Annotated in this window: 17 protein-coding genes; 3 read left to right on the plus strand and 14 right to left on the minus strand. The window is 40.7% G+C overall.

Annotation, left to right across the window (positions count from 1 at the left end; genetic code table 11):
• Positions 1–23: 23 nt before the first annotated feature.
• Genes hemW through AAEY57_RS05500 form a run of 6 tightly spaced genes read right to left on the minus strand, consistent with a single transcriptional unit; the run spans position 24 to position 4,373 of the window.
• Complete coding sequence (hemW, locus tag AAEY57_RS05475; protein ID WP_350606811.1) at positions 24–1,160, minus strand: radical SAM family heme chaperone HemW; 1,137 nt, start codon at positions 1,158–1,160, stop codon at positions 24–26.
• Positions 1,157–1,756, minus strand: a complete 600-nt coding sequence (locus tag AAEY57_RS05480) for an XTP/dITP diphosphatase (RefSeq protein WP_350606813.1) — start codon at positions 1,754–1,756, stop codon at positions 1,157–1,159. The genes hemW and AAEY57_RS05480 overlap by 4 nt, the downstream gene beginning before the upstream one ends.
• Before the next feature lie 2 nt (positions 1,757–1,758).
• Positions 1,759–2,202 (minus strand): DUF4426 domain-containing protein, encoded by a 444-nt coding sequence (locus tag AAEY57_RS05485; RefSeq protein ID WP_008467719.1) that lies wholly within the window; start codon positions 2,200–2,202, stop codon positions 1,759–1,761.
• A gap of 58 nt (positions 2,203–2,260) precedes the next feature.
• Positions 2,261–2,794, minus strand: coding sequence for a YggT family protein (locus AAEY57_RS05490; RefSeq protein ID WP_008113334.1), 534 nt, complete (start codon positions 2,792–2,794; stop codon positions 2,261–2,263).
• Positions 2,795–2,820: 26 nt separating this feature from the next.
• Positions 2,821–3,642: a pyrroline-5-carboxylate reductase gene (proC, locus tag AAEY57_RS05495; protein ID WP_350606816.1), complete on the minus strand. Its 822-nt coding sequence runs from the start codon at positions 3,640–3,642 to the stop codon at positions 2,821–2,823.
• A 17-nt stretch (positions 3,643–3,659) separates the two neighbouring features.
• Positions 3,660–4,373: a YggS family pyridoxal phosphate-dependent enzyme gene (locus AAEY57_RS05500; protein WP_024600821.1), complete on the minus strand. Its 714-nt coding sequence runs from the start codon at positions 4,371–4,373 to the stop codon at positions 3,660–3,662.
• A 2-nt stretch (positions 4,374–4,375) separates the two neighbouring features.
• On the opposite strand from AAEY57_RS05500, the gene AAEY57_RS05505 reads away from it, so the two are divergent.
• Complete coding sequence (locus AAEY57_RS05505; RefSeq protein ID WP_013465851.1) at positions 4,376–5,416, plus strand: type IV pilus twitching motility protein PilT; 1,041 nt, start codon at positions 4,376–4,378, stop codon at positions 5,414–5,416.
• Positions 5,417–5,425: 9 nt separating this feature from the next.
• Positions 5,426–6,562, plus strand: a complete 1,137-nt coding sequence (locus AAEY57_RS05510) for a PilT/PilU family type 4a pilus ATPase (protein ID WP_024600820.1) — start codon at positions 5,426–5,428, stop codon at positions 6,560–6,562.
• Between the two features lie 52 nt (positions 6,563–6,614).
• Here the strand turns inward: AAEY57_RS05510 and ruvX are convergent, their stop codons facing one another.
• From ruvX to AAEY57_RS05540, 6 genes are all read right to left on the minus strand, one after another.
• On the minus strand, positions 6,615–7,064 hold the full coding sequence (gene ruvX, locus AAEY57_RS05515; protein WP_036980183.1) for a Holliday junction resolvase RuvX: 450 nt from the start codon (positions 7,062–7,064) through the stop codon (positions 6,615–6,617).
• A gap of 283 nt (positions 7,065–7,347) precedes the next feature.
• The gene (locus AAEY57_RS05520) at positions 7,348–7,905 is read right to left on the minus strand and encodes a YqgE/AlgH family protein (protein WP_013465848.1); all 558 of its coding nucleotides are present in this window, start codon (positions 7,903–7,905) and stop codon (positions 7,348–7,350) included.
• A 135-nt stretch (positions 7,906–8,040) separates the two neighbouring features.
• The gene (gshB, locus tag AAEY57_RS05525) at positions 8,041–8,991 is read right to left on the minus strand and encodes a glutathione synthase (protein ID WP_024600818.1); all 951 of its coding nucleotides are present in this window, start codon (positions 8,989–8,991) and stop codon (positions 8,041–8,043) included.
• Positions 8,992–9,057: 66 nt separating this feature from the next.
• A complete protein-coding gene (gene rsmE / locus AAEY57_RS05530) occupies positions 9,058–9,792 on the minus strand; it encodes a 16S rRNA (uracil(1498)-N(3))-methyltransferase (RefSeq protein WP_024600817.1) in 735 nt (244 codons plus the stop codon).
• A gap of 70 nt (positions 9,793–9,862) precedes the next feature.
• Positions 9,863–10,336: a hypothetical protein gene (locus AAEY57_RS05535; RefSeq protein ID WP_024600816.1), complete on the minus strand. Its 474-nt coding sequence runs from the start codon at positions 10,334–10,336 to the stop codon at positions 9,863–9,865.
• Positions 10,337–10,413: 77 nt separating this feature from the next.
• Positions 10,414–11,307 (minus strand): DUF350 domain-containing protein, encoded by an 894-nt coding sequence (locus tag AAEY57_RS05540; protein ID WP_024600815.1) that lies wholly within the window; start codon positions 11,305–11,307, stop codon positions 10,414–10,416.
• A 78-nt stretch (positions 11,308–11,385) separates the two neighbouring features.
• On the opposite strand from AAEY57_RS05540, the gene glnE reads away from it, so the two are divergent.
• Positions 11,386–14,181, plus strand: a complete 2,796-nt coding sequence (gene glnE, locus AAEY57_RS05545; protein WP_024600814.1) for a bifunctional [glutamate--ammonia ligase]-adenylyl-L-tyrosine phosphorylase/[glutamate--ammonia-ligase] adenylyltransferase — start codon at positions 11,386–11,388, stop codon at positions 14,179–14,181.
• Between the two features lie 64 nt (positions 14,182–14,245).
• On the opposite strand, the gene AAEY57_RS05550 is transcribed toward glnE, so the two are convergent.
• Positions 14,246–14,818 (minus strand): toxin co-regulated pilus biosynthesis Q family protein, encoded by a 573-nt coding sequence (locus tag AAEY57_RS05550; RefSeq protein ID WP_016900582.1) that lies wholly within the window; start codon positions 14,816–14,818, stop codon positions 14,246–14,248.
• A gap of 37 nt (positions 14,819–14,855) precedes the next feature.
• Positions 14,856–15,779, minus strand: a complete 924-nt coding sequence (gene lpxL / locus AAEY57_RS05555) for an LpxL/LpxP family Kdo(2)-lipid IV(A) lauroyl/palmitoleoyl acyltransferase (protein WP_350606822.1) — start codon at positions 15,777–15,779, stop codon at positions 14,856–14,858.
• Positions 15,780–15,858 lie beyond the last annotated feature (79 nt).

The following is a 15,858-nucleotide window of genomic DNA, read 5'->3' on the forward strand; positions in this document are numbered from 1 at the left end:
ACATGCGCATAACGCCAAAAGCGTTATACGAACAATTCTAGCAGGTCATTTAAAAAGCGATGGCCTTTAAGGCTTACTTGCCAATGGCCGTCTTTTTCTATTAATAAACCTGTGTTAATAGCTTTATTTAAAGCCGCTTGTTGGCTTTGTAATGGCTGATTAGTCAGTGCACTGTAGTCTTCAATCGGACATGGCTCTGTTAAACGAAAGCGATTCATAAAAAACTCAAACGCTAAGTCGTCTTGTTCTACTTGCCAGCTTTTGTACAAGTAGGGCTTAATAATGTCCATGTAGCCCCGTGGGTGTTTAACCTTTTCAGTGCGTGTTATCACCCCCGTTTTCGCATCAGTAACCTTACCATGGGCGCCACAGCCAATACCAAGATAATCGCCAAACCGCCAATAATTCAAGTTATGTTGGCATTGAAAGCCCGGTTTTGCATATCCTGAGATTTCGTATTGCTGATAGCCTGCTTGTGCCAATAATGCTTGGCCTTGTTCTTGAATATCCCATAAGGTTTCATCTTGTGGCAACGTGGGCGGTTTTGAAGCAAATTGCGTATTAGGCTCAATGGTGAGCTGATACCAAGAAATATGTGGAGGGTTGAGGGCAATGATTTGTTTTAAATCACTGAGTGCGTCATCGAGTGACTGCCCTGGTAAGCCATGCATTAAATCAAGGTTAAAGCTATTCAACCCTGCTTCACTAGCTTGTTGTGCGGCATAACTGGCTTCATCGGCACCATGAATTCGGCCTAAGGCTTTTAATTTATCGTTTTGCATGCTTTGCACGCCGATAGAGATACGGTTAATCCCTGCTTTTACATAATCTTTGAAACGGCCAGTTTCGACTGTGCCGGGGTTTGCTTCAAGGGTTATTTCACAGTTATCGGCTAGGCCTATGAGGCTATCTACTTCATTGAGTAAACGGGTGTATGCCGCGCCGGTTAATAGGCTTGGCGTGCCGCCGCCAATAAAAATGCTGTGAATTTTTCGCCCCTGCACTAAGTGTAAATCAGCTTTTAAATCGTCAATTAAATGCTGCACATATTCAGCTTCAGGGATGTCACCTTTTTGTCCGTGGCTGTTAAAGTCGCAGTAAGGGCATTTTTGCACGCACCAAGGTACGTGCACATATAAACTCAGTGGAGGAAGGTTCACAGGCCGCCTTTGTGTTGTAGCTCTTGTAATAATTTATTAAGTGCTTGCCCACGATGACTCAGAGCATTTTTCTGCTCTTTAGTCAGTGCGGCACTGGTGCAATTTTCTGATGGTACAAAAAAGATAGGATCGTAGCCAAAGCCGCCTTCACCATGTTGGCTAAGGGTAATCTCACCTTCCCAGCTAGCACTGCATATTAGCGGGGTAGGGTCGTCAGCATGACGCATTAGAACCAATACGCACCAAAAACGGGCACTGCGATTAGGGTTGTCGCCTAAGTCAGCCAGTAATTTATCGATATTATCTTGATCACTTGCGCCTTTACCTGCAAAGCGGGCTGAGTAAACACCGGGAGCGCCATTCAAGCCATCAACCTCTAAACCTGAATCATCTGCAATAGCGGGCAGTCCGGTGATTTTAGCTGCATGACGCGCTTTAATTATCGCATTTTCTACAAACGTGGTGCCTGTTTCGGCAACGTCACTGACGTTAAAGTCGCTTTGCGGTACAACATTAATATTAAGTGAGCTGAGCATGTTAGCCAGCTCGTTTACTTTTCCGGGATTGCCGGTTGCAAGTACTAAGGTGTTGGTCATATTTAATCTACGTAAAATTTTTGCTTAAACTTTAATGTTTGAAACTGATTACCTTGTTGGATTTCAATTTCAAAACGTAAAATCTCTTCGTTGGTGTAATCTACTTGTGCTAGGTAATAAACAGAATCGCCTTCAACGACTTCTTTAAAGTTAAGGGTTTGCTTGTTACCTAATAAGTTTTTAGCGGTGCCTTGTAATGTCGCTTTTTGAGCGGTTTTATCGGCATCATTTTTTAATATTGAAATATTAACAATGCCTTTATAGCCACTACGCTCAAGGTCATACGCTTTAGCTATTTGAGGTTGAATAAACGTTGATGGAAAGGCTATGTAGTGAACTTGCCAAGCGCCTAGTTCTTTGTATTGGGCACCTTGTTCTTGAGCGCTGTGTGCATTAAATGCTAAAGCGAGACAAGCAATAAAACAAAACTTGATTAAATGTTGCATGGTTAACTCCTGAATATGTAAAAAAGAGGCGCTAGGCCTCTTTTATATTACGTTATGCTTAAGCTAAAAGGTCCATTAGCAGCATTTGTAAAAACTGAATGCCGATAATCAGTACCAATACCGATAAATCTAATCCCCCCAATGGCGGTAAAATTTTACGGATTGGCTTTAACATTGGCTCAGTTAGCTGATGGAATACCGCTTCAATTGGGTTATAGCCTTGGCTTACCCAGCTTAAAATAGCGCGAATGATTAACACCCAAAAAACTAAGTTTAAACCTTCTTTTAAAACAGTTATTAGCGCCTGTATAAGTACAGGTTGAATAGCCCAAGAGCTATAAATGAGCCACATTAATGTACTTATTTTTGCAGCCGCTACTATAAATGCCAGTAACAAAGAGGCTAAATCAAGCCCGCCTAGCCCTGGAATGATTTTTCGCAGTGGATTAACTGCAAACGAAGTGGCTTTGACCACAAATTGGCTCATTGGGTTGTAAAAGTCGGCTTTTGCCCACTGTAGCCAAAAACGCAGTAGTACCACCATCAAGAATAGATCAAACAAGGTGCTAATTAAAAATTGCATGGCATTCATAGTATAACCTTCAATAAAAAATGGTTTTAAAGTTCTTGTTCCATTTGCACTGCGCGCGCAATACACGCATCCATTGCATCACCCACAGTTTGGGTTAAGCCTTGCGCTTTTAAATGCTCAACAGCTGCATGCGTGGTGCCACCTTTTGAGGTTACATTAGCGCGCAGTTGCGAAATGCTAATATCTGGTTGGCTAAGTGCCATTTCAGCTGCGCCTAGCGCTGTTTGCTGTACTAAGCGACGCGCGTCTTCATCACTAAACCCAAGCGCTTTGGCTTTTTCTTCAATGGCTTCCATAAATAAGAAAAAGTAAGCCGGTGAAGAGCCGGTAACAGCAATCACGTCGTTTATTTGCGACTCTTTTTCAACCCATACAACAATACCTGTACATTCAAATACTTGCTGTACAAAATCATGCTCGCTTTGGGTTTCGCCTGCACCATATAAGCCAGATACACCACGGCCAAGTAATGATGGCGTATTTGGCATACAACGCACCATTTTCACATCTTGGCCAAGCATTTCACGTAAGCGTTTAACGGTTAGGCCCGCAGCAACTGAGATAAATAATTTATCACTAAAGTCGATGCCTGAATCTTGAAATGATTGGCATAAGTCGCCCATCATTTGTGGTTTAACAGACAGAACAATGACATCTGCATCGCGCATAGCTTCGTTATTGTCACTGGTGGTTTGCACTTTGAAATCCGCGGCTACCTTAGCTAGTTTTTCTTGGTTGCGGTTAGTCGCAATAATATTGTTTGCGTTAAAGCCGTTTTTTACCATGCCACCAATGATGGCGTAGCTCATATTACCTGTGCCTATAAATGCGATTTTTTTATCTGACATATGTCTGTTATCACCTTTTAAGTTCGTGTTCCAAAAATATCTGTGCCGATCCTCACCATGGTTGAACCTGCCGCTATGGCAGCTTCTACATCGTTACTCATCCCCATCGACAACGTATCTATATGAGGATATTGGGTCTGTAGTTTATCAAAGCAAGTTTGTAATTGCTCAAAATATTGAATTTGCGTGTTTGCATCGTCGCTTTTAGCGGGAATAGCCATCAGTCCGCGCAACTGTAAATGGGCACATTGATCTATATATTGCGCCAGCTCAGTGATTTCATTGGGGTGACAACCAGACTTTGCTTCTTCTTCGCTAATATTCACTTGAATAAGTACATTCAGTGGCGGCATTGTCTCAGGACGTTGACTGTTTAATCGCTTGGCTATTTTAAGTCTGTCTACACTTTGCACCCAAGCAAAATTGGCAGCGACTAAAGCACTTTTATTTGACTGAATAGGGCCAATGAAATGCCAAACAATATCGCTAAATGTGTCTAGTTGCGCTATTTTATCTACAGCCTCTTGAACATAAGATTCACCAAATTGACGTTGCCCTTGCTCATAAGCTGCCATAATATCAGTAGCGGGTTTGGTTTTAGATACTGCAAGTAACGTAATATCGTTACTATTACGTTGTGCTTTGTGCGCTGCCTCTGCAATTCTAGCGTAGGCGGATGTGAGTCGTTCTGCTATTGTAACCATATATTTATCAGTTAGTTGTGGAGTCATAAATGGATATCACCGAATTATTGGCATTTAGTGTGCAACATAAAGCATCAGATTTGCACTTATCATCAGGGGTATCACCTATGATACGTGTTGATGGCGATGTGCGACGTATTAATATACCAGCACTTGGAGATAAAGAAGTCAGCAGTCTGGTTTATGACATTATGAACGATAACCAGCGTAAGGACTATGAACAAAATCTCGAAGTGGATTTTTCTTTTGAAGTCCCTAATTTAGCACGTTTTCGTGTAAATGCCTTTAACTCTAATCGTGGCCCTGCTGCTGTGTTTCGTACTATCCCGAGTGACGTACTCACTCTTGAAGATTTAGGCGCACCTGAAATATTTAAACAAATTTCAGATAACCCACGAGGCCTAGTGTTAGTCACGGGCCCTACAGGTTCAGGTAAGTCGACCACGCTTGCGGCGATGGTCGATTACATTAACCAAACTAAGCATCATCATGTGCTGACTATTGAAGATCCTATCGAATTTGTTCACGATAATAAACTCAGCTTAATTAATCAGCGGGAAGTTCATCGTGATACACATAGCTTTTCTAACGCACTACGCAGCGCACTCCGTGAAGACCCTGATGTTATTTTAGTGGGTGAGTTACGAGATTTAGAAACTATTCGCCTTGCTATGACCGCTGCGGAAACCGGTCACTTGGTGTTTGGTACTTTGCATACGACCTCTGCACCTAAAACCATTGACCGTATTATTGATGTATTCCCTGGCGAAGAAAAAGATATGATCCGCTCTATGCTCTCTGAGTCATTACGTGCAGTTATTTCGCAAACACTGATAAAAAAAGTAGGGGGAGGGCGAGTGGCTGCACACGAAATTATGTTGGCAACGCCTGCTATTCGTAACTTAATCCGTGAAGATAAAATTGCACAAATGTATTCATCAATTCAAACAGGTGCGTCGCAAGGCATGCAAACCATGGATCAATGTTTAACAAGCTTAGTTAACCGTGGCATTATCACTCACTCAGCGGCGTATACAAAAGCGCAAGATAAGACGCAGTTTAGCGCTTAAGGAATTATTATGACTTTATCTTTAAATCACTTTTTACAAATAATGATCGACAAAAAAGGCTCTGATTTATTTGTATCGAGCCAACTTCCTATTAGCGCTAAAATTAACGGCGAGCTAACTCCTCTTAATGACGATAAATTAACAGATGAGCAAGCGCTAGAGTTAGTTGAATCAGCGATGAGTGAAAAACAAAAAGCAGAGTTTCATAACACTAAAGAATGTAACTTTGCGATTGCAACTAACGAAGGGCGCTTTCGTATTTCGGCTTTTTGGCAACGCGACAGAGCGGGCATGGTTATTCGCCGAATCGTCACTAAAATTCCCGATGTTAAAGAGCTTGGATTACCTTCTGCATTGACCGATGTGATTATGTCAAAGCGCGGACTCGTGTTATTTGTAGGTGGTACGGGAACCGGTAAATCAACGTCTTTGGCGGCACTTATTGGTTATAGAAATCGCAATCAACGTGGGCATATTTTAACCATAGAAGATCCGATTGAATTTGTGCATGAACATCAAAAAAGTATTATTACCCAACGTGAAGTGGGTTTAGATACTGAAAGTTTTGAATCGGCACTTAAAAGCTCTTTGCGCCAAGCGCCTGATGTTATTTTAATTGGTGAAATTCGTTCGCAAGAAACCATGGAATATGCGTTGAGCTTCGCAGAAACAGGTCACTTATGTGTTGCCACCCTGCATGCCAACAATGCTAACCAAGCTATTGACCGCATTATGCACTTAGTACCAAAAGAAAAGCACGATAAGCTTAAATATGACTTAGCATTAAATTTACGCGCTATCATTGCTCAGCAACTTATTCCGACCTCTGATGGGGAAGGGCGTGTTGCTGCCATTGAGGTATTACTTAATACGCCAATGGTCAGTGAGCTAATTAAAAACGGTAATATTGGGGGTATTAAAGAAACCATGGCCAAATCAACAGAGATGGGCATGCAAACCTTTGACCAAGCGCTGTTTGAGCTTTACAGACAGCAACGTATTAATTATGCCGATGCGCTGCATCATGCGGATTCGCCAAATGACTTACGCTTGATGATTAAACTACGTAATAACGAGCAACAAGGCGCAGGCTTCTTACAAGGTGTGACCATTGATGGCCTTGATGACAAAGGCAATATGACCTAGATACAAACAAAAAAAGCGCCTTGGGCGCTTTTTTTATGTGTGTTTAAGTACTTTATTCACTATAACTGGCTTCAAAAAAACTCTCTAGAATGATCACCGCAGACATATTATCTACGTTACCTTTACCTAAATTTTTATAGCCACCACGTTCAAACAACCGTGCCTTTGCATCTGCAGTCGTTAAGCGTTCATCTTGAGTATGAACTGCAATGCCGTAATGGTTGTGCAAACGATTAGCAAATTTTTTAGCTTTAAAGGTAACCTCTTGCGAGGTGCCATCCATGTTTAGCGGTAAACCGACAACCATTAAATCGGGTTGCCATTCTTTTACTTGCACAGCAATGTCGTCCCAATTAGGGATGCCATCTTGGGCTTTCACCGCCTTTAAGCTGGTGGCGCTGCCAGTGAGCTCTTGACCAATAGCAATACCAATACTCTTAGTACCAAAGTCAAATCCCATAACGGTGCGCTCACCCTGCGGCTTTACTGTTTTTTTAGTCATGTGTATCTTTTATGTTATTAGGGTCTGTTAACCTTTCAAGGTTGAATTTGCAGCAGTCTGTTTGGTATTTGGGCAAGGCAGAGCCTTTGTGGTGTGGTTATTCCCCATAAATAGGCGATAACGCAGCATCAATGCCAAACAGGCGCTGCCCGAAGGGTTCTGCCTAGGGGCGATTTACTCTTTGTTGCTCGGTTTTTACTTAGCCCACTAGGTTACAAACTTCGCGCCGCGATTAAACCGCCCCTAGTTTGAACAAATTTTAATCCGCAAAGGTCAACAGACCCTAAGCATGTCCAGCTTCGGGGCTTAATTGGCCAATATCAAAACCAAGCATAGAGACTGCCATTTCCCAGCGTTTTTCTACTGGAGTATCAAAAATTATTTTAGGATCGGCTTTAATGATCAGCCAGCTATTGTCTAATAGCTCTTGCTCTAATTGGCCTTGTTCCCAACCGGAGTAGCCTAAAGTAATAATAAATTGCTCAGGTGCTTGGGCTGTGGTTAACGTGGCTAACACATCTTTTGAGGTGGTGATCATAATATCACTGCTCAACTTTTGGCTTGCCGAGTACCCAGGTTTAGGTGAATGTAGCACAAAGCCACGGTCTGTTTTTACCGGCCCGCCAGCAAACACAGTCACTTGCGCGGCATGTTGAGATTTATCGTTATCAATATCAATTTTGTCGAGTAACTCACCTACGGTGACATCAATCGGCTGATTGATCACCAATCCCATAGCGCCTTCTTCGTTGTGTTCACAAATATAAGTGACGGCACGTTTAAAAAAAGGGTCTTGCATTGATGGCATTGCGATTAAAAAGTGATTTTCTAATGACTGCATAAGTTTTACCCTTTTAGTTATTGAATCTTGAGTATGGCATAGTCCCATGTTTTAACACTAAAAATTTATTCGAGTTTTCAGCGATGACACGATAAGCGTCATCGCTTTATATCTTTGAACTGATTCAGTGATAATTTATTTATTAAGCTTTTTCTCTATGGCGTCAAATAAAATGCCGGTAATTGAAATATCGTAAGCGGCTTCAATTTCTTTTACGCAGGTTGGCGCTGTTACGTTAATCTCAGTTAACTTATCACCAATAATATCTAAACCAACAAATATTAAGCCTTTTTCTTTCAAAGTAGGGGCGACCGCCTTTGCAATTTTAAGATCTGATTCGCTAATTGGGCGTGCTTCACCACGACCGCCTGCGGCTAAATTACCGCGTGTTTCGCCATTTTGTGGAATACGCGCTAAGCAATAAGGAATCACTTCACCATCAACAACCAATACGCGCTTATCGCCTTGAGTGATCTCTGGGATATAATTTTGCGCCATAGCAAAACGGCTACCATGCTCGGTTAAGGTTTCGCATATTACGCCTATATTTGCATCATCGGCTTTTACTCTAAAAATAGAGGCGCCACCCATGCCATCAAGCGGTTTTAAAATAATATCTTTATGCTGGGCTAAAAACTCACGAATTTGTTTTTGGCTGCGTGTTACTAATGTATCTGGCGTGTGTTCACTAAACCAAGCTGTAAAGAGTTTTTCATTGGCGTCGCGCAAGCTTTGTGGTTTATTAATCACTAATGTGCCTGCTTGTTCTGCACGCTCTAAAATATACGTTGCGTAAATATATTCAGTATCAAAAGGCGGATCTTTACGCATTAAAATAACGTCTAAATCAGCCAGCGCTATGGTTTCTTTTTCTTCAAGTTGGTACCACTTTTGTTCGTTATCAAAAACTTGAGCTTTTGCTGCAGTGGCGTAGGCATTGCCTTGACGCAGCGATAAATCATCCATTTCCATGTAGTAAATTTCGTAGCCACGGGTTTGCGCTTGCATCATCATTGCAAAACCGGTGTCTTTTTTAATATTAAATCCACTAATAGGATCTGAAATAATACCTAACTTAATTGCCATGCGCTGTGCCTTAATTTATGTGTTTTTTACAACTGTAATCTTGATATGTGGGTGCTTTTAGTTATTTCAATTAGCTAAATCGCCAAATTGTAATTGCAGTGCACTTAAAACAGTTAAAGCTGCTGTTTCTGTACGAAGTACTCGCGGGCCTAAGCGAATATCTACAAATTCTTGTTGTTTAGTTTGCGCCATTTCATCATCGGTAAATCCCCCTTCAGGGCCGACTAAAAAGCGCACGCCACCATCAGGAACGGTAATGGTTTTAATACTGTGTTCGGCGCGCGGGTGTAACGTTAATTTAATTGCATCGGTTTGCTGTTCAAGCCAGTGTTTTAAATCTACGGGAGGATTAATGGTTGGTACAAAGTTGCGTCCGGATTGCTCTGCAGCAGCAATGGCTATTTTTTGCCATTGTTGGTGTTTTTTTTCTAGGCGGTCACCGCTGAGTTTTACGCCGCAGCGCTGACTAAAAATAGGCGTTATTTCAGTGATCCCTAATTCAACCGACTTTTGAATGGTAAAATCCATTTTATCGCCACGGGATACACACTGGCCTAAATGAATCTTTAATGGCGATTCAACGTCATGATGATTAAATTCAAGGGGCATAACAACAACGGTTTTTTTGCTCACTTCAATAATTTCACTGAGAAATTCACCCCCTTCACCATTAAAAATAGAAACCTGTTCGCCCACTTTCATACGTAGCACACGACCTACATGGCCTGCAGCGTCATCGTCAAGATTTAAAGGGGTGTTGAGAGCAATCGCTGATGATTGATAAATATGGGGCACTCGCATGGCAAATCACTTTTTTACATAGAAGTTATATCCCTCTATGGTAAGTAAGCAAAGGCTTGGGTGCAATTATTTATTTTTCATATTCGGGGGTTAAAAGCTCTGTTAACTCTTGTGCAGTTTGGGCTATGTCGGTATCACACGATAAATGGTTTGAATGGCATTCATCTTTTATGGGCTTAATTTCATACCCTTGATCTGTCTGAATAACCATATAGCGTTTTTCATGCAGTGAATTATAAATAAAGCGCTGTGTATCATCGGCGAGTAAATAGTCTGTTTGGTTAAACAGCACACCCTGAATATCGTGGTGCTCATGCAGATAGCTGGCCAGCTCAGAAATGCTTATTTCGTTTTCAATATCGCAATAGCAATAATCTTTAACGAGTTCATCAAACATCATTTTAACCAGCTTTTGGGTGTTAGCCCCGGCGATAACGATATCTTTTTTAGCTGGATCATTTGAATTTATATAGTGTTTAATAAATGAACGGCTAAACTCGTTGTCTATATCAATTAAGAGATAACTCGCTGTTTTTATTTCCATATGCCTAAAGTCCCTGTTAATTTACCAGACTATTAAATAGGGACGTTTAGTAACGGCTTAATTTAACCAGTTTGGTACTAAATTGAAAACATACTTATAAGTAAGTAACCAATAGCACAAAATACAGCAAATTCAATACACGCAATGCCAATATTATCTTGATGATCGACTTCAAGTGCGGTGTCGATATTAGGCATTGAGATAATTTTTATAATATACGTTAAACAGTATAGTAACAGCCACATCACACCGCAATGCATTACCAAGGTAAATAAGTTTTCTACCATTTTACCATTTTGAAATGCCGCACTAGATAAACCAGCATACGCCGCAAGTGCTAATCCAATTGACTTACCCGCATAGCGAATACCAATAGAGGTATTTTCTAAGCCAAAATTACTTTGCAATGAGGCGCCTTGATTTGCTTTAGCGAAGCGGTTTTCACGTATTTTACTGTCCAAAGCAAACATTCCCTGCAACACAAAAAAGCTCACTGAGGCAATTAATAAATTACTAAACCCCTGAGTGTGTGTCCATGTATATAAACCCAGCGCTAAAATACAATTGGCAATAAGCATCCCCGAGTCAACCAGTGCTGCGCAGACATTTTGCTTTAGTATTGCGGCTTCTTCATTAAAGCGGCGCAATATCCATTTACGGTGGATTAAATGCCCCATTTTAATAAATGAAAATAGCAGCACAATTAACAAAATCACTTTTAATGGATTTGATTGTGCGGTGCTAATACTTATTTCATCAAATAAAAACGCCATGGTTGCTATAACAACAGATATTTCAGAGGCAAAACTAATCCCCATTGCAAAGTTATCATGCTGCGCCAATTCTTCTTTAAGTGCTTGTTTTGCTTTTATTTGAGTAACAATTCTTAAACTGATGATGATGATACAAATAACCACAAAACTAATAGCAATCGCAACTAAACTAGTGTTAGATAATGACAAATATGACATGGTGTTCCTAAATAGATTTACCTTGATAGGTTTTTAACCATTCTAGTATGGTTATTGGTGAGATAAAAGAGGGTATTGATGAGTAACGACACGCAGCTTCCTATTGAATTACAAAAACTCGGTGAAACACGCTTTGCAGCGCTGTACCCAGAGCAGAAAAACCAGCAGCAGATAGTGCGGTTATTAGCGTTAAGTGATTTTGCTTGGCGCAGTTTAAGCTCTCAACCTACGCTACTGTCTTGGTTGCTGTGTGAGCACGAAATTAAAAATAGAGAAATTTTAGACCCTTTTGCACAGCTTGATATAACTAAAATAGAAGAGAGTGAATGCCATAAGTTACTGCGCCAATACCGAGAAAAATACTGGTTAAAAGTGGCTTTTTTAGATTTATGCTGCAAAAACCCAATTGAAAATAGTATTAAATACATTAGTGAACTTGCTAATAAACTGATCGACAGTGCTAATCAATGGGCCTATAAAAATGTCGCGAAAACCAATGGTGAGCCATTAGATGAGCACAATAACCCATTACCATTAATGGTATTAGGAATGGGTAAACTAGGCGGACAAGAACTCAATTACTCGTCAGATATTGACCTTATTTTTGCATATCCTCGCAATGTTAAAACCCAAGGAGGGCGTCGCTCACTAGAGGCATCCGTTTTTTATACCAAGGTCGCGCAAAAGCTGATCACAGCGCTTAATCAATGTACGGTCGATGGCCAAGTTTTTCGCGTAGATATGCGTTTGCGACCATTTGGTGAAAGTGGCCCATTGGTGATGAGCTTTAACGCGATTGAAGATTATTACCAAGAACAAGGGCGTGATTGGGAACGTTACGCGATGTTAAAAGGGCGCTTAATTGGCACGCCTAACATTTATTGGGAAGAATTTAATACGTTATTAAAGCCTTTTGTGTATCGCCGTTATATTGATTTTTCGGTTATTGAGTCACTAAGAAAAATGAAGCTTATGATTGCCCAAGAGGTGCGTCGTAAGCGCTTAACCAATAATATTAAGTTAGGTGGTGGTGGCATTCGCGAAGTGGAGTTTATTGTTCAGGCTTTGCAAATGGTGCGAGGCGGCAGAGAGGCCAACTTACAAACGCAATCTTTACTAATTGCATTAAAAGAGCTAACAGTTAGCCAAGTTATTGATGAGCTTGAAGCTAAAGATTTAAAAAGCAATTACTTATATTTACGCAAAGTAGAGCAATACCTACAAATATTTGATGATCAACAAACACAAACACTGCCCGAGGATGAGCTCAATCAACAGCGACTCAATGTGTTGCTCGCTCAGGCAGATTTTGCGGCAACGCTTGTTAAAATAGATCATGTGATGAGCCAAATACATAACGAATTTACACAGGTTATAGGCGAAGAAACTGAACCACTTGATACCTGTGAAGGGGCGTTTATTAGTGCTTGGGATCACGGCGATGTTAGCTTTTTAAATGAGCCCAGAGATGAGTGGCAAACACCATTATACGACTTTAAACAACGACTTTCTAAAGCTAAAGTAGGCAATCGTGGGCGCGATATTCTTGATAAATTAATGCCGGCATTACTTAAACAGTTAAACGACTTTAATGCCAGTGCTAGCGCCTTTGCAACGGTATGCCAAATATTAAATAAAATTATTTCGCGCACCGCTTATCTAGAGTTGCTGTATGAAAATCCAGGAACGCTAAAACAATTGGTTTTACTTTGTTGTCACAGTAAATGGATTGGCGAGCATATTTCATTATACCCCATTTTGCTCGATGAACTTATCGACCCAGCAGTGCTTTACAAGCCAACCCCATTAACTGCGTATAAAGATGAAATAAGGCAGTATTTTTTACGCATTGAACATGACGATTTAGAGCAGCAAATGGAAGCGCTGCGTCAGTTTAAGCAAACCCATCAATTACGCATTGCCGCAGCTGATGCGACGGGCGTTATTGATGTAATGAAAGTAAGCGATCACTTAACAGCATTGGCTGAAGCGATAGTCGATCAGGCTGTAAATATTGCGTGGTACCACTGCGTAAAACGCTTTGGTATGCCACCTAATACCGATGATGAAAACAAGGGGTTTGCGGTTATTGCGTATGGTAAAACTGGCGGTTTTGAGGTGGGTTATGACTCTGATCTCGATTTAGTCTTTGTGCATAACCATGATGGTACAAGCTACACTAATGGTGATAAAGCGATTGACTCAAGACAGTTTTATTTAAAACTCGCACAACGATTAATGCATTTATTTAATACCCGTACCGCCTCAGGTATTTTATATGAGTTAGATACTCGTCTGCGTCCAGAAGGTGCATCAGGGCTATTAGCTATTAATCTAGAAAGCTTTAATCATTATCAGCAAACGCAAGCATGGACATGGGAGCACCAAGCGCTGGTTAGAGCGAGGCTGATTTTAGGTCAAGCTGAATTAGTAACACGATTTGCACAAATTCGCGCCGAGATATTGTGCCAACAACGTGATGAAGATACTTTAAAAGCAGACGTGATTAAAATGCGCGAAAAAATGCGTGGCCATTTGGCTAAAGGCAATGCGCAGCAATTTGACTTAAAACAAGATGTGGGTGCCATGACCGATATTGAGTTTATAACGCAATACTTGGTATTAAAACATGCCCATGAGTTTACCCACTTATGCGATAATTCTGACAATGTGAGAATTTTAACGGACGCGGCTAAAATTGGCTGTATCAGCGATATTCAAAAAAAGCAGCTTATTCAAGCGTATATAGACTATCGCTCACGCTATCATGTGTTGAGCTTAGACCAGCAAGGTCGCTGCGTTAAACGCGAAGAGTTTAGTGAAAATATCAATAATGTTAGCACGGTTTGGAAGGCAATATTTGGGCTAGATTGAGCAATTTAATGTTATGCGCTCAGCAATATTTGAGCGCATATCAACAAAATTAAACCGAATGTAGTTAATTGCTTAGCTTTAAACAGTTTGAGCGTACAAATTCAGACGGTAGCTCGGTAATCACCGCTGCACGTTGTTTAGGGCAGAAAAACGCATACACTTCATTTGAAAAGTCATCATTAATAGAGCGGCTAACGCGGTATAAAGCGGAGTTAAAACTGCTATCTATACGAAAGTGATCTTTTATTACGTAATCTTTGTCTAAGTACCACATTAAAGTAATACCTTCGTTATTAGCATATTGGGTCAGTACAGTACGCAAGGTTGAGTCACGTTGAAAGCGACGCGGGCCTACTTCTCCACTCCAATTTAAAGGCATAGGCTCTACTACAAAAGAGCGTTGGTTTAGCGCTCTGTCGAGGCTAAGATCGGGTTTTTCGAGTTCAATGACAAATTTGTCATTGTCTTTATTGACAGAAATTCTATCTCGGATTGATGCATAAAACCGCGATAACCCTTCAGCCGCAGCGTTAGTGGTTTGTTGATAATTAAGTGACGACGAACCATTTAGTAGAAAGTAAATAGCTGCACCAATTAACAATAAAGCTAAAAGTATATATCTAATCCAAAACCACATGGCTGTTACTCATCTTTGTTATTTTAATAACCCATCTTTAATAAAAAGAGGGGGCGTCTTTATCGGGTCGTGTTTTAAAGCGTCTATGCAACCACATATATTGTTCAGGGGCGGCATTTATTGATTGTTCCATGCGCTGATTAACACGTGTTACATCGGCTTTATCATCGCCGCTCGGGAAGTTTTCAAGCTCAGGCACGATTTCTAAGTGGTACTTTCCGTTGTTATCCCTATAAGCAATTAAGCTCATTGTTTCGCAGTTTTTACTACCTGCAAACATTAGTGTACCAGTGGTGGTTGCTGTATCGGGTACTGCGTAAAAAGGCACAAACTCACAGCGGTTACGGCCATAATCCTGATCGGGTAAGTAATAACACAGTTTTTTATTTTTTAATGATTTTAATAATCCTTTTACGTCTTTTTTTCCAACCATGTACTCGTTAGAGCGAAGACGCCCATTGGTAGTAAAGTATTCCATAAGCGGATTATTATGTGGGCGGTAAAAGCCAATACCTTGGCACTTCAAACCCATTACACGACTTGTCATTTCAAGGTGAAGTATATGTGGAACAAGTAATAAAACGCTTTTTCCTGATTGTTGTACGCGCTCAAAGTGCTCAAGCCCTTTTATTGATCCCAATACTTTTTTGACCCGCCATTGTGGCCACCACCAAGCCATACCGGTTTCAACCATAGCAATACCGGTATTTTCCATATTTTTAAGTACCAGCTGTTGTTGCTCGGCTTCGCTCATCGTGGGGAAACAGTGTTTAATATTAACTTCAGCAATATGCCTTCTGCGCTTCATATATTTATGAACCAAGCGTCCTAGCTGCTTACCCATAGCTAATTGTATTTTTTGTGGTAACCATGAAATGAGATATAAAAATAAGACACCAATCCAAGTTAGCCAATAACGAGGACCTAAAAAAGAGGCTTTAAAAGGGGATGAGTTGACCACAAAAATTTCTCTAAAAATAAAAGGCTAGGGTCTGGTGACCTTTGCGGATTAATATTTGTTCAAACTAGGGACAATTTAA

It is taken from the genome of Pseudoalteromonas sp. MER144-MNA-CIBAN-0113, assembly GCF_040308965.1.
Taxonomy (GTDB): domain Bacteria; phylum Pseudomonadota; class Gammaproteobacteria; order Enterobacterales; family Alteromonadaceae; genus Pseudoalteromonas; species Pseudoalteromonas tetraodonis.